This is a genomic window from Oceanobacillus sp. M60 (assembly GCF_053839645.1).
In genome coordinates this window covers 688,602-710,751 of the sequence record NZ_JBSSNH010000001.1, presented here as the reverse complement: position 1 = coordinate 710,751, position 22,150 = coordinate 688,602, and the positions used below count along the sequence as shown (strand labels likewise).

The window sequence follows — 22,150 nt, the reverse complement described above, 5'->3', positions numbered from 1 at the left end:
AAAATAACTGTTTGAAAAATAAAACCCGCCATTATGTATAAAAAAGACCATTTACCCTGCGGATCATATTTTAAATAGCTCTCTATATAATTTCCGTCTTTGTCATTCGGCGCCACCCATTGCTCATCTTTCCCTTTCAACGCAACATGAAGGGGTATTCAAAAGTTTTATCTGGATATTGTCTTTATGGATTTCTACAATAAAACGGCCGGCAAGGTAATGCCCCAGCTCATGAAACCATACATGTAAGAGAAGGAGAAGGTATCCAAAGATAAGTCAAGATACTACCTGCATGAATTTACGAACCTCCCATTATTCCAGGTTATAAAACCATCTCCTAATCTAGAATCTGTAAAACTGTAGTTAAGGAAGTTGGGCAGAATTTAGTAATAGAAAGTTGCTTTACTCGCATTTTATTGTTTACATATGAATCCATAATTGAATTACACTCATCCCAACCCCTAAAGCTAAAGGAACCATTCTTGTTAAATTCAACCCGGTTAAGGTGACGGTTGCTTTTTCTAAAGGATCTTTGGCAGGGGAAGCTAAATAATGGATAAATCGCTGCCAGGCTGTTTGTTTTTGCCTGCGTTTCTGTTCAGGGACGATTACCTGAAATCGGTCCAGCTCTTCCTTTAGTTTATCTTCTTCATTAAATTCATCTTTCAGCATGAAAATCCTCCTCCAGGTTGTTTTTTAATGTATTCATTGCCGTATGTAGCCTCGATTTAACGGTACCTATCGGAATATCTAATATCGATGCAATTTCATTTTGCGGCAGGTCTTCATAATAAACCAGTAAAATAATCGCCCGCTGCTTATCAGGCAAGTCGGCAATGGCCTGCTGAACCCATAATTTTTCATCCATGCTTATCGAGTGATTAGACTGTGGTGCTAAAAAAGGCAGCAGAGAGCGCCATTTCTTTCTTCGATTTAATTTATTTATTAGTAAGCGGTAAGCAATTTGAAATAAATAAGCTTTGACTGTTCCTTTCGCAGGATTGAATGCCTGCTTTTTCTTCTGCAGGATTTCAAACGTATCATGAACAATATCGATACTGAGCTGTTCTTCTTGCGTGTAACGGTAGAGAAAACAGTAAAGCGGTTCGTACAGGCGTTCATATAATTGTGTGAAGCCTGCTTTGTCCCCATTTTTGTAAATTTCCATCCACTCTTCGTTACGCTTCATCTTCTTTATCCCCTAGGTGGGCTTTGATGGATTTTAATGTCATCGAAATACGGGAAACAAAATAACTCACAATAACAATAACCCAAGTTTGCGTTTGATTGGATAGAAATTGCACCCATGCATTTTCAACGGTTTTTCCAGCTGCAATGAAGAAAAATAAGGCTTGTGCACAGAGAATGACATAAATGGCAAGGCATAACGTGACTGTATCAAACACGTTCCACCTTAAATAAATCGTTGTTTTTTTATAATTTATTTTTCCATTTTCTTTAACAACATATTTATGATTAAATGATCTGATGATAGCAGGAATCAATATTGATAATACCCCTGCCACAATTAAAGAAATAATATATCCTTTCCCCATAATTCCCTTCCTATCTATTATATATTTTCTTTGATCAAATTCCGAGTATGACATGATGGCCAGCCAAATAAACGGACATGGATAAGGTTTGAACTATATCTCGTCAATAAGAGTTACTGTACAGGCATTATATCAAAGAAGTAAAAACATTGGATTTTATATTTTATTTTACAAGTTTCTTTTTTTCAGCATGTTTCTGATTAAATTTTTGTATATGCTTATTGTTTTTAGCGGTAAATGCAAACATGATATTAATGAATACAGGGTATAAGCTTCCTAAAAAGAATCTCCAATCATTTGTGATGAAAGAAATGATTGCGAAGAAAATAAGTACACCAGTTGTAATATAAATGGTTCGTTTTTGATATGCATTGATTTTCATTCCCTCCCCCTTGTTTACTGACTATACAAACAAACAAAGCAAAAAGTTCATAAAAAATAAAAGAAATATCATAAACTCTGTTAGGATAAAGAGAATAAATTAAATTTTTCAAAAAGAGAGGATTATTGAAGAAGATGAATAAAATAATTTACATCATCCGGCATTGTGAAGCAACAGGTCAAGCTCCTGATGCCTCCTTGACGGAAAAAGGAAAAGAGCAGGCGAAGAAGCTGGCTGTATTCCTTTCCGGCAAAAAAGTTGATCGTATCATTTCCAGCCCGTTTCTACGCGCGATACTAACGGTAGAGCCTTTTGCTGAAAAGAACAATTTAAAAATAGAGACAGATAGCCGTTTGAAAGAGAGGGTGCTCAGTACGGTTTCAATGCCAGATTGGATGGATAAACTTGAAGCAACGTATACGGATTTCGATTTAAAATATGAAGGCGGCGAAAGCAGTAAGGAAGCAACCAGGAGAATAATGCATGTAGTGAATGATTTGCGAGAAAGCGATGCGAAGAGCAGCATAATGGTGGCCCATGGAGGAATCATCTCTCTGCTTTTGCATTATTACGATAAAAGTACGGGATTTGAGGCGTGGAGAAAACTTAGTAATCCCGATATTTATAAGCTGCAGATTTCAGAAGATCATCACCAGCTTGAGCGGATATGGTTAGAAGCGTAAAGAACGAAAGATATGCAATTAATTATCCAATAATCAGTTTAACAGGTCATGAATCGCCGAAAAACGTATTTAAAAATGCAGCAACTGTCATTCAACTGGCGGTTGCTGCATTTTTAAATACTTGCTGATAAACTTCGTATTTCCTTTTCCATTCACTTCAAAAATTAGTCATCCCACCAGCTTGTTTCCATATCAATCAGCCAATGATTTTTTAATGTCAAAGCACGTTCAATAGCTGCGATGCCCCCGGCGATGAGAAGTGTCGTATTTAGCCAAGAAGGAAGAATGATTGGCGAATCAAAGGAACCAAACCGCTCTGCAATAAAGGGAATCTCCGAAATAAGCGAAGCCAGCTGCGGAAGTCCTAGTATTAAAGAAACCAGCAGAATAAAAATGGCAAACTTTCCGATAATGGCGCTGATTTCAGGGAATTTGGCATCGAAACGCATGCGCAGCCCTTCCGCTGAACGGCGATCTGGGGAGAGTACAAACTCGCGTTCATCTTCCGTAATATAATGAATTCGTTTTAAACCATATGTCGTTGCTGCAGCTTCAATAACCCCTCCAGGAACCGGAAAGACAGCTGGAGTAGAGGCTTTTGCATGGTGCTTTCCATCACGGTATAAATCGATGGACTCATTTTCATCAAAGTAATTAATATGGACTGCATAAGTATGCTTTTCTTTATCATCTTCATGAAGGTTTATATAAAAAAGGGAACGATAAAATATTTCATAAAAACGAAAGGGTTTTAACGCATGTCCATCCCCACTCTTTACTTTTTTTGCTGCTCTTTCTCTGCGCTTGCTTTTAAAACGAAACATGCTATCCTGCCTCCGAATCGTGTTCTTTTAATAGATAATACGAGAAAAGGGGGAAAAGGTTTCTTATAATTTACACATTAGTACGGTAAACCCTCTGTAAACTTCCGGGTGAATAAAGTTTCGGTGTAGAACCACCTGTTTAAAAAATTAGAAAGAACAGAGCTGCGGATTTTTTGTATGAAAAAGTGCTTCCTTGCTCATAACTAAAAGATAAGATAAGAGAAAGGATGCGGACAATGGATTTCATCAATCAGATAGAAGATTTGAAACAGAAGAATAAAGATTTGCAAATGAAGTCCGTCATTATTAAAGGTATTCCTTACGATGTGGTTGGGTTTGAAAGTTTGGTGGATTTTTCGGCTACGTGGGAAATGGTGGAGACATTAGTTCGGCACGAAGAAGAAAAATCATCAGAGCCAAACAGCCTTCATTCTAAAGAAATATCTTGGAAGAAAATGGAATTTAATAAACAAATCAAAACACTCTATGAAGGAAAAGTAATTATTTGGAATCGTGAGAAAGAAATGTCATTAATTATTGATCCTGTTTCACAACCTCTATACAGAAGTATTGAAGTTCCTGTCAATGAAACCACTATTTACGGGGCAAAGGATGCATTTACAGAGAATAGTCAACAAAATATAGGGCTGTTGCGAAGTAAATATCAATCAAAAGATGTGGAAGTAATCACAACACAGCATGGAAAAAGAAACCGCCGCTTTTCTTTTCTTATTTTAAAAGGGACGACAGAGGAACACATGGTAGAGATGATTAAAAAGAAAATCGAGGATTATCCAAATGAAATCAAACAAGTCAAAGACATTCATGTTGCATTTGGTTTTTCTAAATTTTCATTAATTACCAGAGTAAATTCTACAGAGCTACCTGAAAACGCCATGGAATACATAGAGCAGGGGAAGATTGTATTCTTTATGGATGGTTATCCGTTTGCACTGGTATTGTTTAATACGGTTTTTGATGTGTTCAAACAGCCAAGTGACAGTAACTATCTGAGTGCATTTGTGTATTCTTTATATCTTCTGCGTATTGTTGGAATTATGATTGCTGTATTGCTGCCCGGCTTATATGTCGCGCTGATTACAATAAATCCGGAAATGTTAAAAGTCCAGCTGGCCTTGTCGATAACGGAGAGCCGTCAATTTGTGCCTTATCCTGCCTTTATTGAGATCATCATTATGCTTCTTTTGATTGAATTGATTACGGAAGCTGCCGTTCGGCTGCCTCTCTCGATATCCAATACGATTGGAGTAGTAGGCGGTATTATTTTGGGACAGGCGATTGTGGAAGCCAGCCTTGTGAGTGGGGTATTGATTATTATCATTGCTGCGACGACAATTGCAAATGGAATTATCGTTAACTTTGAAAATGGGATTACGCTGCGCTTGATGAAATATATTATTGTCGTTTTCTCCGCTATGTTTGGAATTCTGGGACATGTCATCGGTCTGCTGGTTTTATGCTCCTATATTGCCCGAATCACGAGTTTTGGAGTTCCATATGTCCGATGGAAAAAGGAAGGGATTCAAAGTGAAAATCAATAATTTATTGATTATAATCTTTTTTTTAGTCACAAATATCGGAGTGATGTTTCTGCTGTATCCTAGCCTTATCCTGGATACAGTAGATAATGGACATTGGCTAATTGTTCTTATACATGGATTTTCACATATCGCTCTTTTTGGTCTGCTGTTATTTGGTGTATCCAAGTTAAAGGAACCTAATATTTTAAAAAATTTGCCCAAAAAACGTTGGGCTGTATCCCTTACTTTACTTGTGCCCATCAGCCTTTTTATTATTGGAACAGTGATTGTTGCCATCCGTACTTATGCAGAGTTTACTACAGTATTATTCTTGAATCAGACACCCATGTTTTATGTGATGGTCATCTTCATTACAACGGCTGGTTATATTGGTCTTGGTTCGATGGAAAGTATCTTCCGGACAACCTTTTTAATAGCAGCTACTTCTTCCTATGTCATAGTCGTTATTTTCATATTATCCTTTTTCAATGCGGAATGGTATAACTTCTTTCCGGCGAAGGTAAGTAACTTCGATTTTTTATTGGAGATGCCTTTTATTACAGGTTTTTTCATATTATCTCCAACCTTTTTATTTATCGCTTTTTTACCAAAAGGAAAAAAATTCAATTATAAAACGGTTTTCTGGTTTTCGTGGCTTTTGATTCTATTTATATTTATGGCTGCTTACTCACCCATGCTGGTATTTGGAAATGAAATAGCACGGAATTTCACTTTTCCATATATCGAAATGCTAGCTACGGTTGATATTGACTGGTCTATCTTTGAAACATTGACAAGCCTCTTTGGTCTAAGTCTTCTTATCTACGCAACGTTATTTTTAGGGATGCTATTGCATATTTTGCGGACGTTATATCAAAGCATCTTCCAGACGAGTAAGCTTCATGCATCGATTGCAATGGTTATTATAGTTATCTTCATTACAGCTGTAGCAAATATGATTTCTACGTGGGAGCAAGTACAATCCCATATCATTTGGATTGTGCCGCTTCGTTTTTACACCTTCATCAGTCTGCTGATCTTCATTTTTTGGATAGGAAGAAGGGATAAACATGAAACGTAATTATTGGATAAAGATAATCATTTCTTTCGTATTGCTGGCTTTATTAAGTGGATGCTGGGATTCCAGAGACATTAATTACCGTTCCACGCCTATTTTAATGGGGGTAACAAAGGATGAAGATTTGTATCATGTGTATTTAATCATACCGGTCTCTGTGGTATCTGAGCAGAGGAATTTGGCGAAGGTGGACGGCAAAGGTGCTACGATTGTTGACGCCATTGAACAAATTAAGAAAAAAATTGAAACAACCATTGATTTAGAACATATTGGTTTTGTTGTGTTAGGTGAAGAACTGGGAAGGGAGGGAATTGGAAAAATCATTAATACCTTCATACGAATGAGAGATATGCCGGCAACACCAACTGTGGCATTTACCCAAGAAGATATGGATTCCTATATCGATCAGATGATTGAAACATTTCAAAAAGTAGGTGTACCTATATTTGGATTTTTAGAAAAGCAGGCTGGCTGGGAAATTTATAATCCGGAAGTAAGTCTGTGGCAGGTATACAGAGGCATTCATTCGTATACCTCAGATATTGCTATTCCAATTATTAGCTCCAATGAAAATTTGGAAATGGATTACTTTGGTGCATCCGTGCTAAAGAATGGAAAAATCGTTGAAACATTAGATTCTTTAGAAGTGCTGCTGATGAATTTATTAAATAATGATGAGAATGTTATCAAAACGTTTATAACCATTGATGAGACAACTGATGTAGAGCTTGTTGAAAGAGATGTAGAGTACGATTATAAATACAATGGCGATCAAATCGACCTGACCATCAAGCTGGAATTTGTCATGATTGTTGCTGAAGCAGAAGATCATTTAAACGATGAAGATATTCAGAAGAAGTTTGAAGAAAAAGTGGAAAAGGATACACTTCAGCTCGTTAAAAAGCTGCAGGATAAACATGCAGATGTTCTTGGAATCAGTAACCGAATCAGGAAAAACTATACCCATAATGAACTGAAAAACTTTCTCAATGAAACGTATCCGAATATAAATGTAAAGGTAGAAGTAGAAGCGGTTATCGAGAATAATGGTAAAATACGAAATTTAAATAATGATGATTTTGAAGACTGGGATAAACAAAAACAGGATTAGTTGGAGAAAAGGACTCCAGGTATCGTAAATATGGTATCTGGAGTTTTTTATTACATTTTGAAGCCATTTAAACCAATTTATTGTTTTTATCTATCAGGCAGGGCTAATAGTGGTAAATAGGGGGAGAAAGTAAGTATACAGATGAAATGGCTTCATTTATTATAAAGAAGAGAGGTGTATAAATGAGAAGAAGAAGTGCTGCAGTGATTATCGAAAACCGGAAAGTTGCGCTGATAAAAAGAACTCGTGAACAAAGAAGGTATTATGTATTTCCAGGAGGCGGCATAGAAGACGGAGAAAATCCAGAACAAGCAGCTGTTCGGGAAGTATATGAAGAACTCGGTGTTCATGTAAGAATCATCAAACTTTTTGATACCATAAATTTTGATGGTAAACAATATTATTTTGCCGCAGAGATAATAAGTGGTGAATTTGCGACAGGACTTGGAGAGGAGTATACGAATTCTAGTAGAAATAGGGGGACTTACCAGCCAGTGTGGATAGGACTGGATGAGCTTATTTATTTGGATGTTCGGCCAGGAGAAATCGTGGAGAAGCTGATAGATAAGCAAAGTTGATTACATGTTGGGCTCTAGCAGGCTTATTAAAGTAATTCTTCGGAACATATGATAAAATCAATGTATATCAATTTTGGAGGGATAGCTATGTTTGGGAAGCTTTTTAAAAAGAAAGAAAAACAGGAAATTGAATTATTCGCCCCTGTTGACGGGGATGTAATTCCTTTGGAAGAAGTACCTGATCCGGTATTTGCTGAAAAAATGATGGGGGACGGAATTGCGATTAAACCATCTAACGGTAAAGTCGTATCACCTGTTGACGGAGATATTGTACAAGCATTCCCGACAAAGCATGCTGTAGGGATTAAAGCTGACAATGGTGCCGAAATTCTAATTCATATTGGATTAGAAACGGTTTCCTTGGATGGAGAAGGATTTACCATCCATGTAAAAGAAGGAGATAAAGTGAAAAAAGGCGATGCCCTTGTTGATGTGGATCTAGATGTGGTAAGTGAAAAAGCTGCAGATACGGTCACACCAATGCTTATTACGAATATGAGTGATATCGAAGCATTAAATAAACAAGATGTGAACCAAGTACGTGCAAGTGAAGACGTTGTGATTACTGTTAAATAATGTGGTAAAGAATTAAATTGGTGGTTTTTCGCTTTATGGCGGGAAATCACTTTTTATTTAAAAACTTCGTTGAGTACAGGCGTGAATAACATTGCTTCTGTATGAAGTATTCAAAGGGAACATTTAAAATAATAAATGCATAGGCTGCACAGTAGGGAATTTACCTAAAATGATTCCATTTATAAGTGAGGCGGCTAATATGTCTAATCCATATAATCCAAATCAGCATATGGCGTTTTTTAATCAGCAACAACCTCGGAATTTTCAGCAGCAGCCGAATATGGGACAACATTCGATGGAGCAGCAGGTGTTGTCTGCGATGTCTCCAGTAAACAACCATGGGATGCGGGAAGCGCAACATCTCGGTTATCCGCATGCATTAAGAGAGGCCATAGCAATTGCATATTTGATGGGGCAGGGACAGGATTTTCATTCAGCGTGGCAAATGGTAGAGTCTTGGTGGAGACCGCAAACTCTTCAACAGCCTGGGACTTTTTATTAAAAAATACAATAAATCAAGATAAAAATGCCGGTTTCTAATCGGTATTTTTTATTGGTTACAATATGACATTTTTCGAAGAGAATAAATAACACAGATTTATCCTGTACAAAGAAAATTACCTTTAAATGAAGTTTTTACATGTACAGCTAATATTAAACTAATCAAAATTCTAAAAATATAAACTAAAATAAAAAGTACAGGATAGTCTTCTCCCTCGTCCATCATCTAGCTGTTATAAATTAATTTGTCTTTTTTTGTTGAATTAAAAAATATTGTCGAAAATTTTTCGTATAATTGTATACAATTATACGAAACTATGATATGATATCGAAAAGTTTTAATTTATATAATTCAGAAAAGGGGGAATAAATAATTTTGCAAGCGGTTTCTTTTTAAAATAAGAGGAGGGAAAAAATGAAGAAGTTTCAAATAGCAAAACTACTTATTGCACTATTAATTTTAGGGATTACTTTAGTAGGATGTTCTAACGATGGGGCGAATAACGAGGCAAACTCAGAAGGAGATGTAGAATGGCCACATAATACTACGACGCTTATTCTTCCGTTTGATGCCGGAGGGAGCTTGGATAGTATGATGCGAGTTATTGCTCAGCAGTTAGAAGAGGAATTAGATACAAAAATACAAATTGATAATCGTCCTGGGGCAGCTACACAGGTTGGAACTACCGTTTTTCAGAATGGGAAAGATGATGGATCTGTTATATTTGGTGGTACGCAATTATACTTAAGTGCTAGTATTCTGCTACAAGATGCAGATTATGACATTGATGATTTTTCAATGGTAAATATTGAACAATTTGATCCAATCACAATAACTGTGCATAAAAATTCGCCTTTTGAAACATTTGAAGAGTTAATTGAGTATGCAGAAGAAAATCCTGGAGAGCTTAGCTATTCTACGGTAAGCGGTGGGCCATTACATCTTACCGGAGTACTGTTGGAAGAAGAGTTAGGAATTGAATTTAAACCAGTTTTTTATGATGGCGGAGGGGAAATGCGTAACGCTCTTTTAGGAGAGCACGTTGATTTCATGATTGGTAATGCTTTGGGGGATAGCGCAATGGAAGACAACATTAAAGTTCTATCTGTAGCTTCAGAAGAAAAAATGGATTTATGGCCAGATGCAGAACCTATAAATGATGTATTAGCAAATTATGATGTAGAAGTCCCTTTAGTAGGGTCTGTTCGGTTCTTAGCTACACATGATTCTTTTAAAGAAAATAATCCAGAATTGTTTGAATTACTTACAGAAGCATATCAAAATGTATTCGAAAGTGAAGAATATCAAGGTTACATCAAAGATAACAACGCAGAGGAAGTAAGTGAATTTCGTGGCCCTGAGGAAAGTGATGAATTAAATCACTCTCTACATGACTTATTAGATGAATATAAAGACAAACTTAAAGAAGAATAATACAACATTAGAAGAAATTAAACTAGAAAAACTATATTGGTTCCACTCGAATATTTTATTAGTCATGAACCTTTTATTTAAAATTCATGACTTTATTTTTTTCTAAATTTTATTATAAGGAGGGGTAATGTGGGAGGATTAGGAAAATTTTTTAATACATTTGTCCATCGCGTTATTGTAGCCACAGGTATCCTTATTTTTTCAGTAGTATATTTAGTAGATATTAGTTCACTAAACAGCGCACAGGATAAACTTATGGTCAATCCGATTATTTGGATTATCATTCTACTTTATCCACTAATCATATGGAAAGAATGGAAAGAAGTAAAACAATCCACTAACACAGATGAAAAAGATTCCGATGAAGCAGATGAATCATCTGCTAGATTAAGCAAAAAAGTATTTTTGTTTATGCTGTCAACATTAATTTATTTAGTATTAATGAATTATCTCGGTTTTTTAATAATGACAATTATTTATATGCCAATCTTGATGAGAATATTAGGAACAAGTTCGAAAAAAGTTCTAGTTATTTTGCCAATAGTATTTACACTGCTTCTTTTCTATCTATTTAATAACCTTTTGGGAATACCTATTCCATCAGGAATACTATTAGAGGGGGTATTGTAGATGATTGAATGGCAGTCACTAATGGATGGAATAGTCATGTTTATGAACTGGTTTAATTTCCTTTTAATTATATTAGGGCTACTTTTAGGGGTTATACTCGGGGCTATACCAGGTCTCACAGGATCATTGGGTATTGCGTTGATGCTTCCAGTTACATTTACGATGGAACCATTATCCGGACTTGTGTTTTTAATTGCAATCTATACAGGAGGTTTGTTTGGGGGAGCAATAACAGCGGTTTTGATTAACACTCCTGGATCACCAGCAGCAGTCGCAACTACCTTAGACGGTTATCCAATGACAAAGCAGGGTCAGCCAGGAAAAGCTCTAGGTCTAGCGGTAGGGTCCTCTGCTATAGGGGGAATGATTGGAGGATTTGTGCTCCTATTAATTATTCAACCTCTTGCCTCCTTTGCATTAAAGTTTGGTCCCACGGAAATGTTTCTTGTAGCAGTATTTGGTTTAACAATTATATCTTCAATACAAGAAGGAGGCTTTGTTAAATCAATTTTTGGAGGGTTGTTCGGTGTTTTATTAGGTACTATCGGCATGACAGATACTGGAGCGGTACGAGGTACTTTTGACAATGTTTATTTATTGGATGGAATCCCAATGATTCCTGCATTAATCGGTTTATTTGCAGTATCTGAACTCTTTTTTCTTGCAGATAAACAATTTGTGTCTAAGCAATCAGCAAATCAAAATTTAACTTCTCAAATGTTAAAAGGTATCAAATCAATCTTTAGATATCCGTTTAATTTAATCAGATCAAGTGCGATTGGAGTTTTTGTTGGTGCCTTGCCAGCAGCAGGTTCTACGATTGCCAGTTTACTGAGCTATAATGAGGCGAAACGATTTTCCAAGTCTAAAGATAAATTTGGTAAAGGGAATGAAGAAGGAATTGTAGCAGCGGAATCCGCTAATAACGCTTCTGAGGGAGGGGCACTTGCTACGATGCTTGTTTTAGGTATTCCAGGAAGCGCATCAACGGCAATGTTGCTTGGAGCTATTATTATGCAAGGATGGGTTCCGGGACCAAGATTATTTATTGAACAAAGTACAATATTATATGGTGTTATTTTTTCAATGGTTGTAGGTTTGTTCTTTTTGATTTTTGTTGGAGGAGCAGTATCTTTAGGGGCAGGCCGTGTTATAAATATTCCTACTAGAATTCTTATTCCCATCATCATAGTATTTGCTTTAATTGGTGCATTTGCTACACGAAATTTATTATTTGATGCCTTTTTAGTATTTATTTTTGGAATTATTGGTTGGTATTTACGAAGGAATAAATATCCTGTCATTGCGGTCGTACTTGGCTTGATTCTTGGTCCAATTGCGGATTCAGAATTATTGAAAAGTGTACAGCTTCATGGTAGTGAAACGATTAATGCCTTTTTAACTCGCCCTGTAAGTATCATTCTAATTATCATTACTATCTTAGGTGTATTCTTGCCAATTATTCTTGATAAATTAAACAAAAAGAGTAAAGTTTCCTAATAAATAGGGATAATAAAATGAATGCTATTGTTTTTTTATTTCTTGCATATTTAGGAGGCATAATTGGCGTTAAATTAAAAATACCTGCTGGTGCACTTTTAGGGTCTATGTTAATGGTCGGGGTTTTTAGCATTGTCGGCATGATTGACTCCCAGGAGATACCGCCTTTGATTCGGAATTTATCTAAAGTTGCTTTAGGAACAATGATAGGCTTAATGTTTACTAAAAATATACTTTATCTCCCATTTAAAAAATTAATCAGTTTTATAATACTTGGTTTTGGAAGTGTAATATCAGCTGTTGTTGTTGCTATGATTCTTAAAGGAATGGGAATGACTCCATTTGTTATGACTTTAGTATCTGTTTCACCAGGTGGAATTGCTGAAATGCTGATTTTGGCAGATTCTATACATACGGATACACAAGTTGTAGCAATAATGCATTTAATTCGGTTTGTAACATTAATGCTACTTTTAAGATGGATTCTTAAAACGTTTAATAAACAAGGTGAAAAGACATGAATCAATCTTTAAAGAAATTTGTGATTGTAGTCAGCATAGCAAGCGTAGGAGGATATATTGGGCATATTTTAAATTTGCCAATTGGCATTTTAATGGGGAGTTTTATTACTGTAGCAATCGCGAAAATTAGTGGTTTGAAAGTACCTCCATTAAAGAAAAAGTATAAGCAGATGATACAAATGCTAGTTGGTGGATTAATAGGATTGAATTTACAGCCGGATATCGTATCGTTATTTTTTAATCATATAGTTCCTGGTCTTATAGCAACCGTTTTTCATCTTTTATTTGCATTCTTAATTGCCTATATATTTACTAAGCTGTTCCGTTTTAAATGGTTAACTGCGTTAAGTGGAAGTTTACCTGCGGGAATGAGTGAAATCTCGATTGTAGCCGATGAAATAGATGTTGATGTGGAAGTAGTAATGTTAATGCATTTGTTTCGTATATCTCTTTTAATTTTAATATTACCCGTAATAATCAAATTATTACTGTTGTGAGGATAGGAGTGAGAAAATGGAACAATTAACGGTGCCATGTGTTGTTTATAGAGGCGGTACAAGCAGAGGATTATTTTTCCACGAAAAAGATTTACCTAAAGAAAAAGAATTAAGAGAAAAAATATTTTTAAAAGGTATTGGAGCGGAAGATGTATCTCATGTAAATGGCCTTGGAGGAGGAACCTCTCATACTAGTAAAGTTGTAATCATTAATAAAAGCGTAAAAAAAGATGCAGATATAGACTACACTTTTGTTCAATTAGGAATTGGAAGTGAAGTAATAGATTACGAAGGAACTTGTGGGAATCTTATGGCTGCAACGGGAGCTTTTGCAGTGGATGAGGGGATGATAAACGTATCAAAAGACATGGAATCCACCCTTGTTACGGTTTGGAACGTTAATATTAAAAAATATCTTAAGATAACAGTTCCACTGGAAAATGGAAAGGCAAAGGTAGATGGCAGTTTTGAAATACCAGGTGTTAAAGACCCTGGCGCTAAATTCCTTGTTGATATTAAAGATCCTGGCGGAGCAAAAACAAAGAAGACATTACCGTTGTCTGCAAAGTCTATACTGACTATTAGCAAAAAAAAATATGCTTACTCATTTTGCGATATTGTTAATCCATTTGTATATCTAGATGCAGAATCCCTTTCTCTAACAGGTGCTGAGCAAAATGAAGAAATTATGAAAGACCCACTTATTATGAAAACATTAGAAGATATGAGAGGACATATAGCCGTTAAAAGTGGGTTAACTCCCAGTTTGATAGAAGCAGAAGAAAAATATCTTGCTTTACCAAAGGTTTCTTTTGTCAGTAGACCTATAGATTATTTAACGTCTACTGGGAAGCGAATAAAAAAGAATGATTATGATATTCTAGCTCGTATGGTATCTATGAAGAAGATGCATCGGACCTTTGCAGTAAGTGGCTTACTAAACTTAGCAGGAGCATGTCTTTTAGATGGCACGATTCCTAACCAAGTTTCTAAGATAAAGCCATTGGAAAATGGACAAATGGTAAGGATTGGACATCCAGAAGGAATAATTTCTATTAGAGTTCAAAAAAGTCAATTAGAAGAAAGAATTAATTATGTTGGTTTGGAAAGAACAGCACGTAGAATTATGTCTGGTAAATTATATATACCGCAAAATTAAGTTGAATTAGGAGTGTTAAAATGAGCTGGTTAGTACGAAATAATTATGAACATCCGATTAAAGTGATGAGGAGAGAATTAAATACCAAAGGAATTATTAAAATGCCAGGTGCACACGACGCAATGGCAGCTTTGCTAGCCCAAAAAGCTGGATTTTCAACTATATATTTATCTGGAGCAGCTTTAACCGCAAGTTTAGGCATACCAGATTTAGGGGTGCTCACATTAACAGAATTAACAAATCGTACAAGAGAAATTGTTCGTGCTACAGGAATGCCGCTCCTTGTTGATATTGATACGGGTTATGGAAGTATATTAAATGTAACAAGAACTGTATTTGAAATGATAGACGCCGGGGCTGCAGCCATTCAATTAGAAGATCAAGAACTTCCTAAAAAATGTGGCCATTTAAACGGAAAAGTACTAGTAACCAAAGAAGAAATGGTGAGAAAAATTCGAGCAGCTAGAGAAGCAGATCCTGATATCGTTATTATAGCAAGAACAGATTCTTTCGCCCAAGAAGGGTTAGAAAATGCTGTTGATCGTGCAAAAGCATATTTTGGTGCTGGGGCAGATATTATCTTTCCAGAAGCATTGCAAAGTAAAGAAGACTTTGAACGATTTGCTAGAAGAGTTGATTTTCCGCTTTTAGCTAACATGACAGAATTTGGACGAACGCCGATGTTTACAGCAGAACAATTTGAAGAGATGGGGTATAAAATCGTAATATATCCAGTTACATCTTTGCGTATAGCAAGTAAAGCGGTAGAGCTTATGTATAAAGAAATAGCTGAGACAGGTACACAAAGTAATTTATTAAACAAGATGCAGACAAGGCAAGAATTATATGATGTTCTTTTATATGAAAAGTATGAATTATTAGATGAAAGTATTGCGAAAACAAATATGGAGGAATTGATTAAGTAATTAGTTTTATTTATTGCAATATCTTCTTGATATAAAAAACCACAGAAATGCTGAATTACAGTAGTTTCTGTGTTTTTTTCTACATTTAATAAGTAATTACTTATTAATATTTTAATGGTTTAATTATATTTGAAATATTATAATTAAATAATTCGTAAAAAATAAAGTATATTAATTGAGTTTGAACCATATACATGCTTTTTAACTGTCACGCTTCCTAATTATATGATATTCTTTTATATAAGGTATTTCTAAAATCCCATGGAGAAAAGAATTAATTAGGTGACATCTAACTTAATACTATATTAAGGATGGATCTATATTGGATAAAACAAAAAGATTATCAACAACTGATTATATTTATGAACAAATAAAAAAAGATATTATCGAGTTTACTTATGAACCCAATGGCCGTTTAGTTGAAGATTCGTTAGCTAAAAAAATGGAGATAAGCAGAACTCCATTGCGTCAAGCATTATATCGATTAGAATTGGAAGGTTTAATAGTAAAAAAAGCTAATGGGAGAATGGCTGTTGCTCCAATGTCTATGAAAGAAGCGAAAGAACTTTTTATGGTTAGAGAGGTAATGGAAGGACTCATTGCCAGAGAGGCTACACTGAACATTGCTCAATCTAATGATTTTGATGGAATCATTAATAAGTTTGAAGACATTACATTTTTAATGCGAAATTCTGCAGAAAATGAACGTAAAATGGATGTAGTATCTTATGGAAGTGATTTTCATAGTTTATTAGGTGAGTACAGTAACAATGCCACGGCAGTAAATTTACTAGAACAGATAAATAACCGGGTATCTAGGTATAGACGATTAGGTGTTTATAAGGATCCTGAATATCCACGTACTTTACCAGTCGAAGAACATGAAGAAGTATTGAAACATATGAAAGCTAAAAGTGAACATGCAGCTGAAGCAGCAATGCGTGCACATATTAAACGTAGCTTGAAAAATACGATACATGGGTTGTCTTATCTGTCTTTATAAAAAGTAAGTAAAGCAGCTTAATATTCAAATAATATATTAGTAAACCAGCACCTTCTTTTTGTGGGAATTTAAGTTAAAGGAGGTGCTTTTGTTATGCCGTGGAGTCATTAACATTCTTAAGCAATAAAACTTTTCAATGTCCTTTGTAATTTTTACTTCTTTATAAAGCGTAAAAGAATTTGTTTGCTGTTTTTTCAATCAGTATAGGTGCTAATGTATTAAATACTTAATTGAACTTACACATATTATTTTATTAATTATCAGCCCAGCCCGCTTTTGCATATAGTATTAACGACTAATTTGAGGGAGGCTTTTTCATTGTCAGAATATCTTCATTCAATAGAATTATGGTGTAAAGAGATGGCGCAAACATATCGGGAAGCAAGGGAATCTTTTCAAGAGGATGTCCGTAGAGATGCATTAGCTGAATGGGAAAAGGAATTCAATCAATTTCAAAAGGAGCTTGCAAATCATCAAGCTATAGAAGAACAGGAGGCTTATAACCAAGCGAATCATTTGTACACAACATTTAACCAGTATATAGAACAGTACACGGAGGAAATGCGAGCAGAAGGGAATCGTGAAAGAGTGGTTCCAATCGGCGGCCATACGCTTCCGCCGCTTCCGTACAGCTATGATGCTTTAGAGCCTTATATCGAACGCCGGATTATGGAGCTGCATCATGATAAGCATCATCAGAGCTATGTGGACGGTTTAAATAAAGCGGAACTGGAAATGCAGCAGGCGCGTTGGGATAATAATTATGACCTGATTAAGCATTGGGAAAGAGAAGCAGCGTTTAACGGTGCAGGACATTATCTACACACGATATTTTGGAAGGTGATGAGCCCGGATGGGGGCGGGGAGCCTACTGGAGATTTACTGCATGAAATCGAGCAATCCTTTGGCAGCTATGACCAGTTTAAAGCACATTTTACAGAAGCAGCAAATCATGTTGAAGGAGGTGGCTGGGCTATTTTAGTATGGTCTCCGCGGGCAAGACGTCTGGAGATTCTTCAGGCGGAAAAGCATCAAAATTTAAGTCAATGGGATGTGGTACCTCTTCTCGTCCTTGATGTGTGGGAGCATGCCTATTATCTGCAATATGAGAATGTGAAAGAGGATTACGTAGATAATTGGTGGAATATTGTCAATTGGACGGAAGTGGAGAACCGATTTAATAAGGCAAAACAATTGAAATGGCAGCCTTTTTAATAGGCGTTATAAAATGTTTAAATTTAAGCAAATACCAAATTTTCTTTTAAAATGAAAGTTTTAGCACTCATTTTGAAGGGAAATCCTCCTGTAGATGTAAAAATGAGGGAGGACAAAAGTTGTGTGAAGAAGCATTATATTTTGGCAGTCATGGTATCTTTTTTACTAATATTAGCGGCATGTAATGATACAGGGGAAAATGACGCAGAAGACAATGGCAATGGAACAGATACACCAGAAGTTGATCAAACAGAAGAGGGAGAGGTAAATGAGGAAGAAGAGCTTCTGGAGGGAGCCCTAGATGCTTTGTCTGGAATTGATCAGCGTTATGAAGAAGCAACGATTACCATGGAGATGTCCTTAGATGAGGAGCTGGAGGAAGAACTGGGAGGAGAAGAGAACGCTGAAACAGAATCTTCTACTACGATGCATATGTACTCATGGCAAATGAATAATGAAGATGGAACGGTCAGTGAACGTACGGAAATAGAGACAGATGGCGGCCCAGTAGAATATAGCGCCTCTGATGATAGTGAAACTTCCATCAATTATACAGAGGGTGATGATACGGCATACGAAATCGAAATGTTAGATGTGGAAGCAAATCCAGCAGAAATCCAAATGGAAGAAGATCAGATTCGCGAGATGATGGATACGCACAACATTACCTATGAAGGTGAGACTGCTGTTAATGAATATGATGCGCATCACTTCGTATTCACAGATGGAGAGGAGGAAATCGACTATTATTTTGATACCGAAACCTTTGTCATCGTCCAGATGGAGATGAGCTCAAATGATGGTGAGGTTACAACAAGTATGGAATTAGAGGATTATGCACTAGACTTTGATTACGATGAAGGTTTTTTCCAGTTAGAGGACGTATTGGATGATGAGATCAAGGTTGAACAGGTAGCCCCTGATGAACATATGGAAGAGCAATTGGAAGACGAAGAGACGGAGGATAATGAAGCATAAGATGTATGATTTGCTTCTATATATTAACAAGGAAAAAACGGCTTCGTTGCAAAGGAGTCGTTTTTTTGGTGCGAAAAAAAATATTTCATCTTCCGAAGCATTAAAGGAATAGTTTGTTGGGTTAAAGTAAAAAGAATAAATTAATGAATAAAATAGAATCGGGAATTAAGTGATTGAACCTATTTCCATTCTCTTGTGAACTGGCAAAAGATAAAATAATAAGGGGACGAGGTTATCGTAAACCTATTGTTGAGAATTATATTGTTTTCTACTTGATTAAGAACAAAAATGTATTGATTATGCGCGTTTTATTTGGCGCTCAGAAATACGATGATTTAGTAAAATGATTTTAATTAATCATAGAAAATAAAGGCTGATACAAGTCATTTTTTTCTTGGTTTGGTATCAGCCTTTTCTGGCATACAGATAGTTACTGTCGTGCATCTTTTCGCTATTCCTCCAAAGCAGCTTGAATATATCTATACAACACACTGTCCAAGCCAAAATGCAAAGCAGGCTGTGGGTTTTTAGCGTAAAACTTTTCGGCGCTCTCTATCAAGTCCTTATTTCCTCCTGAAAAAGTATCCATCAATTCTTGCCATTCCTCTGCCAAGCTCTGAACGGATGGATCCTGTGGAGATACGCCATCTTCATGCTTGTCTTTTAACGCTCCAAGCAGTTCTTTAAAGCGTTTTTCCCCTTGTTTGTATGCTTTTTTTCCTGTATGAAGATAGTGTTCTCTCATTTTATCAAGCTGTTTATTTGTAAAATAGTCGGAACGATTTAATCGAATCAATTCAAAAAGGGAGGTCAGCTCTTGGAAAGAAATAGTTTCCATCTTAGCTGCTTCCTGTTTGGTATATTCTAACTGGCTCAGCAGTTTTTCCTGAACAGCTAATTCTGCTTTGACCCGGCTAATTTGTTGATCGAGTGTATCTAATAGGTTCTCGTTGTGTGTTTGGATAATCTCCTTTATTTCCTCCAATGGTAAATACATTCTTTTCAACACGAGAATTTGCAGCAGCATCTGCATATCCTCGCTGGTGTAGCGCCGATGTCCCGCCTCTGTATAGAGAGAAGGCGAAAATAACCCGATTTGATCATAGTACCTTAGTGTACGGATGGAAAGTCCTGTCAGCGCTGCTAATTGCCCGGTTGACCAGTAATCTGGCATGTGCTCACCTCGTTTGTAAAATAGTTTGTATTTCAGAAGGGTGAAATACATAGCTTCTGCCGCAAATATGGCATGTTGTATCAATAGAAGTGCTTGTTTCCACGGCTTTTTGTAATTCTTCTGCAGATAGGGAATACAGAAAGCCATAAAACATTTCCTTCGAGCAGGAACAGGAAAATTGGATTGGCTTATGTTCCAACACTTTAGAACGATAAAAGCGCTGGTTCAACGCCTTTTCTATCTCGGCGTCATTCATGTTAAGCAGCAAAGAAGCAAGGTTTTCTGCTTCGAATTGCTCCCGTACAAAATCCAATGCACCTTCCTCAGCTCCAGGCAAGGCCTGCGCATAGATTCCATAACTTTTAAGAAGACAGCTATTCCTGTCCAATTCAATATTTGTTTGTATCATGGTATCTGTCTGCTCACTTTGTTTAAAATAATAGGCAAAATCATCGTCCATATTTTGATAAGGCATATCTGTAACCCCAGTGAATTGGCTCATTTCCAATCCTTTCATCATTCGTATGGAAGCTTTTGTCCCGATAAGGTCCTGGAGTGAGTGGTTTGAATTCTGTTGTCGGGATGCTTTTAAAAGTGCTTGGCTGACGTAGCCGCGTACATTTCCTCCTGCATCTGTATCTGCATATATTTTATGATTCTTGTTCGTTAATGTAATAACCAAGCTGATTCGCTGATTATCCTTCAGTGCTGCGGAAAGAAGGCTCAGAATGGAAACCGCTTTAGCTAAAGCAAAACAGCAGGTCTTATCCTTTATTGTACTTAACTCCATGATTTCCTGTAGCATTTTTGTGTTATCCGTAAAGTATAAACGGATACTTTTATCTAAAATAAGGGTTTTTATAATTGTATTTATCATGTGATCCGCTCCTTTCTAATAATAGGATAAAACATGACGTGACGTAAGGTTCAAGCTTCATTTGGAAGAGTGTAAAAAGGAAGAACGGTCTTTTACAATATGGACAGTTTATCTTAAAATAGAATTAACAGGAATAGAAAGCAAAGGAACATTTCAGGTATTTTCATCAGCATGGTTACCGTGGAGGTGATAAAACAGTTGAAGCTTATACATTATTCTGTACAGGAAACAGATACACTTTATGCAGTGAAGGCGTGGCTTCCGGAAGATATGAGCGCTATTCCAATTGGCAAGCTGGGGCAATTTCATTTTCCAAAAGGGTATTATGTATATGCTGGCAGTGCCAAACGGAATATTCGTGCGCGGGTGGACAGGCATCTTCAGATAGACAAAAAGAAGCGCTGGCATATAGATTATTTACGCCCTTATTTACAAATTGAGGCTGTGCAAACGTATCCCGGTTTGGAAGGGGAATGCGGGCTTTTTCAGCGGTTGATGCGGGAAAATGCAGGAACAATGCCGGTAAAAGGCTTCGGATCATCGGATTGCAGATGTTTTTCGCATTTGTTTTATTCTGGTGAGGAAATGCCTGATTTTATTGGTTTTTAGCATCAGCAGCGGAATATTTAGGCAGAGAAAAGGCTGCTGCAGTCAATTCTATTCCTGCAGCAGCCTGTCTTTAATGTTCTCTCCGGGCAAAATCCACGAAACGAAACTTATCTGGACGATGCCTGGATTCGGTATATTGAAATAATGTCGCATCGTCTAGATAGACATAATTTTTTATCACCACGATATTATGAAAACCTTCTAAATCTAATAATTCACGGTCCTCTGCTGTTGGTTCTTCTACAATGATTTCTTTTTTTGCAAAGCTGATAATCAGTCCTAACTCATTTTCAAGATAGTTATAAATAGACGTTTCAGCAATGTCTTTGGAAATGTACGGAACCGTTTTTGTGATTAAATAATCCTTGTCCAAAATAATACGTTGTTCAGAGAAGGAACGGGTCCGAATAATTTCCCAGACTTCCTGGTTATCCTTGAGCTTTAATTGCTTCTGGATAAAATCATTTGCGCTGACTTTGGCACATTGATGAACAGCAGTAATTGGCTTTTCTCCCATTTTATCAGCTAATTCTTTAAAGCTGACTAACCCGGATACGGGAAAGTCAAATTTATTCCGTTCAATCACCGTGGATCCTTTCCCGCGGATTTTTTGAATATACCCGTTTTGAGCAAGCAAATTTAATGCTTTCCGAATTGTTTCCCGGGAGGTTTGATACTGCTCGGCTAATTCATTTTCCGAGGGAAGAAATTCATTTGCTTTAAACGTTTCTTTTTCTATTTTTTGGACCATTTCTTGATAAATAAGGACATATTTATTTCGCATCGCAATTAACTC

The 22,150-nt window shown here is 36.3% G+C and carries 27 protein-coding genes; 19 read left to right on the top strand and 8 right to left on the bottom strand.

The window, feature by feature from the left end; translation table 11 throughout:
• Window positions 1-420: 420 nt before the first annotated feature.
• The 4 genes from ACW0TQ_RS03485 to ACW0TQ_RS03470 all read right to left on the bottom strand — a co-directional run bounded on the left by ACW0TQ_RS03485 (window position 421) and on the right by ACW0TQ_RS03470 (window position 1,938).
• A complete protein-coding gene (locus ACW0TQ_RS03485) occupies window positions 421-672 on the bottom strand; it encodes a hypothetical protein (RefSeq protein ID WP_042531315.1) in 252 nt (83 codons plus the stop codon).
• Window positions 659-1,198, bottom strand: coding sequence for an RNA polymerase sigma factor (locus ACW0TQ_RS03480; protein ID WP_379542435.1), 540 nt, complete (start codon window positions 1,196-1,198; stop codon window positions 659-661). Before ACW0TQ_RS03480 ends, ACW0TQ_RS03485 begins: the two co-directional genes overlap by 14 nt.
• Window positions 1,179-1,556 (bottom strand): group-specific protein, encoded by a 378-nt coding sequence (locus ACW0TQ_RS03475; protein ID WP_193062614.1) that lies wholly within the window; start codon window positions 1,554-1,556, stop codon window positions 1,179-1,181. The genes ACW0TQ_RS03480 and ACW0TQ_RS03475 overlap by 20 nt, the downstream gene beginning before the upstream one ends.
• A 163-nt stretch (window positions 1,557-1,719) precedes the next feature.
• A complete protein-coding gene (locus ACW0TQ_RS03470) occupies window positions 1,720-1,938 on the bottom strand; it encodes a hypothetical protein (RefSeq protein WP_193062616.1) in 219 nt (72 codons plus the stop codon).
• A gap of 134 nt (window positions 1,939-2,072) precedes the next feature.
• Between ACW0TQ_RS03470 and ACW0TQ_RS03465 the strand changes: the two genes are divergently transcribed.
• Window positions 2,073-2,621 (top strand): histidine phosphatase family protein, encoded by a 549-nt coding sequence (locus ACW0TQ_RS03465; protein ID WP_042531321.1) that lies wholly within the window; start codon window positions 2,073-2,075, stop codon window positions 2,619-2,621.
• Between the two features lie 164 nt (window positions 2,622-2,785).
• On the opposite strand, the gene ACW0TQ_RS03460 is transcribed toward ACW0TQ_RS03465, so the two are convergent.
• The gene (locus tag ACW0TQ_RS03460) at window positions 2,786-3,445 is read right to left on the bottom strand and encodes a hypothetical protein (protein WP_042531323.1); all 660 of its coding nucleotides are present in this window, start codon (window positions 3,443-3,445) and stop codon (window positions 2,786-2,788) included.
• 236 nt (window positions 3,446-3,681) lie between these two features.
• Here ACW0TQ_RS03460 and ACW0TQ_RS03455 point away from each other — a divergent pair, with 236 nt between their 5' ends.
• From ACW0TQ_RS03455 to ACW0TQ_RS03375, 17 genes are all read left to right on the top strand, one after another.
• Window positions 3,682-5,007, top strand: a complete 1,326-nt coding sequence (locus ACW0TQ_RS03455) for a spore germination protein (protein ID WP_341172432.1) — start codon at window positions 3,682-3,684, stop codon at window positions 5,005-5,007.
• On the top strand, window positions 4,994-6,067 hold the full coding sequence (locus ACW0TQ_RS03450; protein ID WP_341172433.1) for a GerAB/ArcD/ProY family transporter: 1,074 nt from the start codon (window positions 4,994-4,996) through the stop codon (window positions 6,065-6,067). The genes ACW0TQ_RS03455 and ACW0TQ_RS03450 overlap by 14 nt, the downstream gene beginning before the upstream one ends.
• A complete protein-coding gene (locus ACW0TQ_RS03445; protein WP_341172434.1) occupies window positions 6,057-7,175 on the top strand; it encodes a Ger(x)C family spore germination protein in 1,119 nt (372 codons plus the stop codon). The genes ACW0TQ_RS03450 and ACW0TQ_RS03445 overlap by 11 nt, the downstream gene beginning before the upstream one ends.
• Before the next feature lie 182 nt (window positions 7,176-7,357).
• A complete protein-coding gene (locus tag ACW0TQ_RS03440; RefSeq protein ID WP_042531331.1) occupies window positions 7,358-7,753 on the top strand; it encodes an NUDIX hydrolase in 396 nt (131 codons plus the stop codon).
• Window positions 7,754-7,840: 87 nt separating this feature from the next.
• A complete protein-coding gene (locus ACW0TQ_RS03435; protein ID WP_042531333.1) occupies window positions 7,841-8,329 on the top strand; it encodes a PTS sugar transporter subunit IIA in 489 nt (162 codons plus the stop codon).
• Window positions 8,330-8,498: 169 nt separating this feature from the next.
• Window positions 8,499-8,831, top strand: coding sequence for a hypothetical protein (locus tag ACW0TQ_RS03430; protein WP_455725343.1), 333 nt, complete (start codon window positions 8,499-8,501; stop codon window positions 8,829-8,831).
• A gap of 414 nt (window positions 8,832-9,245) precedes the next feature.
• Complete coding sequence (locus ACW0TQ_RS03425) at window positions 9,246-10,265, top strand: tripartite tricarboxylate transporter substrate binding protein (RefSeq protein ID WP_455725342.1); 1,020 nt, start codon at window positions 9,246-9,248, stop codon at window positions 10,263-10,265.
• Window positions 10,266-10,394: 129 nt separating this feature from the next.
• The gene (locus ACW0TQ_RS03420; RefSeq protein WP_052484958.1) at window positions 10,395-10,895 is read left to right on the top strand and encodes a tripartite tricarboxylate transporter TctB family protein; all 501 of its coding nucleotides are present in this window, start codon (window positions 10,395-10,397) and stop codon (window positions 10,893-10,895) included.
• Entirely contained in the window at window positions 10,896-12,395 is a 1,500-nt protein-coding gene (locus ACW0TQ_RS03415; RefSeq protein ID WP_042531335.1) for a tripartite tricarboxylate transporter permease, read from the top strand.
• A 17-nt stretch (window positions 12,396-12,412) separates the two neighbouring features.
• Window positions 12,413-12,916 (top strand): AbrB family transcriptional regulator, encoded by a 504-nt coding sequence (locus ACW0TQ_RS03410; RefSeq protein WP_341172438.1) that lies wholly within the window; start codon window positions 12,413-12,415, stop codon window positions 12,914-12,916.
• Complete coding sequence (locus ACW0TQ_RS03405) at window positions 12,913-13,413, top strand: AbrB family transcriptional regulator (RefSeq protein ID WP_042531338.1); 501 nt, start codon at window positions 12,913-12,915, stop codon at window positions 13,411-13,413. Before ACW0TQ_RS03410 ends, ACW0TQ_RS03405 begins: the two co-directional genes overlap by 4 nt.
• A gap of 16 nt (window positions 13,414-13,429) precedes the next feature.
• Window positions 13,430-14,572 (top strand): PrpF domain-containing protein, encoded by a 1,143-nt coding sequence (locus tag ACW0TQ_RS03400; protein WP_042531340.1) that lies wholly within the window; start codon window positions 13,430-13,432, stop codon window positions 14,570-14,572.
• A 20-nt stretch (window positions 14,573-14,592) separates the two neighbouring features.
• Window positions 14,593-15,498: a methylisocitrate lyase gene (gene prpB / locus ACW0TQ_RS03395; protein ID WP_042531342.1), complete on the top strand. Its 906-nt coding sequence runs from the start codon at window positions 14,593-14,595 to the stop codon at window positions 15,496-15,498.
• Between the two features lie 322 nt (window positions 15,499-15,820).
• On the top strand, window positions 15,821-16,501 hold the full coding sequence (locus ACW0TQ_RS03390) for a GntR family transcriptional regulator (protein WP_226894739.1): 681 nt from the start codon (window positions 15,821-15,823) through the stop codon (window positions 16,499-16,501).
• Between the two features lie 300 nt (window positions 16,502-16,801).
• A complete protein-coding gene (locus tag ACW0TQ_RS03385) occupies window positions 16,802-17,716 on the top strand; it encodes a superoxide dismutase (RefSeq protein WP_413465439.1) in 915 nt (304 codons plus the stop codon).
• 123 nt (window positions 17,717-17,839) lie between these two features.
• Window positions 17,840-18,694: a hypothetical protein gene (locus ACW0TQ_RS03380; protein WP_193062624.1), complete on the top strand. Its 855-nt coding sequence runs from the start codon at window positions 17,840-17,842 to the stop codon at window positions 18,692-18,694.
• 173 nt (window positions 18,695-18,867) lie between these two features.
• Window positions 18,868-19,041, top strand: a complete 174-nt coding sequence (locus ACW0TQ_RS03375; RefSeq protein ID WP_084612888.1) for a type II toxin-antitoxin system RelE/ParE family toxin — start codon at window positions 18,868-18,870, stop codon at window positions 19,039-19,041.
• A gap of 104 nt (window positions 19,042-19,145) precedes the next feature.
• On the opposite strand, the gene ACW0TQ_RS03370 is transcribed toward ACW0TQ_RS03375, so the two are convergent.
• Together ACW0TQ_RS03370 and ACW0TQ_RS03365 are read right to left on the bottom strand one after the other, a co-directional pair.
• Window positions 19,146-19,868: a MerR family transcriptional regulator gene (locus tag ACW0TQ_RS03370; protein WP_193062627.1), complete on the bottom strand. Its 723-nt coding sequence runs from the start codon at window positions 19,866-19,868 to the stop codon at window positions 19,146-19,148.
• 4 nt (window positions 19,869-19,872) lie between these two features.
• Window positions 19,873-20,745: an Hsp33 family molecular chaperone HslO gene (locus ACW0TQ_RS03365; protein ID WP_042531350.1), complete on the bottom strand. Its 873-nt coding sequence runs from the start codon at window positions 20,743-20,745 to the stop codon at window positions 19,873-19,875.
• Window positions 20,746-20,943: 198 nt separating this feature from the next.
• On the opposite strand from ACW0TQ_RS03365, the gene ACW0TQ_RS03360 reads away from it, so the two are divergent.
• On the top strand, window positions 20,944-21,354 hold the full coding sequence (locus tag ACW0TQ_RS03360; RefSeq protein ID WP_226894740.1) for a GIY-YIG nuclease family protein: 411 nt from the start codon (window positions 20,944-20,946) through the stop codon (window positions 21,352-21,354).
• Window positions 21,355-21,424: 70 nt separating this feature from the next.
• Here ACW0TQ_RS03360 and treR read toward each other — a convergent pair whose 3' ends face one another.
• Window positions 21,425-22,138: a trehalose operon repressor gene (gene treR / locus ACW0TQ_RS03355; protein ID WP_042531352.1), complete on the bottom strand. Its 714-nt coding sequence runs from the start codon at window positions 22,136-22,138 to the stop codon at window positions 21,425-21,427.
• Window positions 22,139-22,150: the final 12 nt, after the last annotated feature.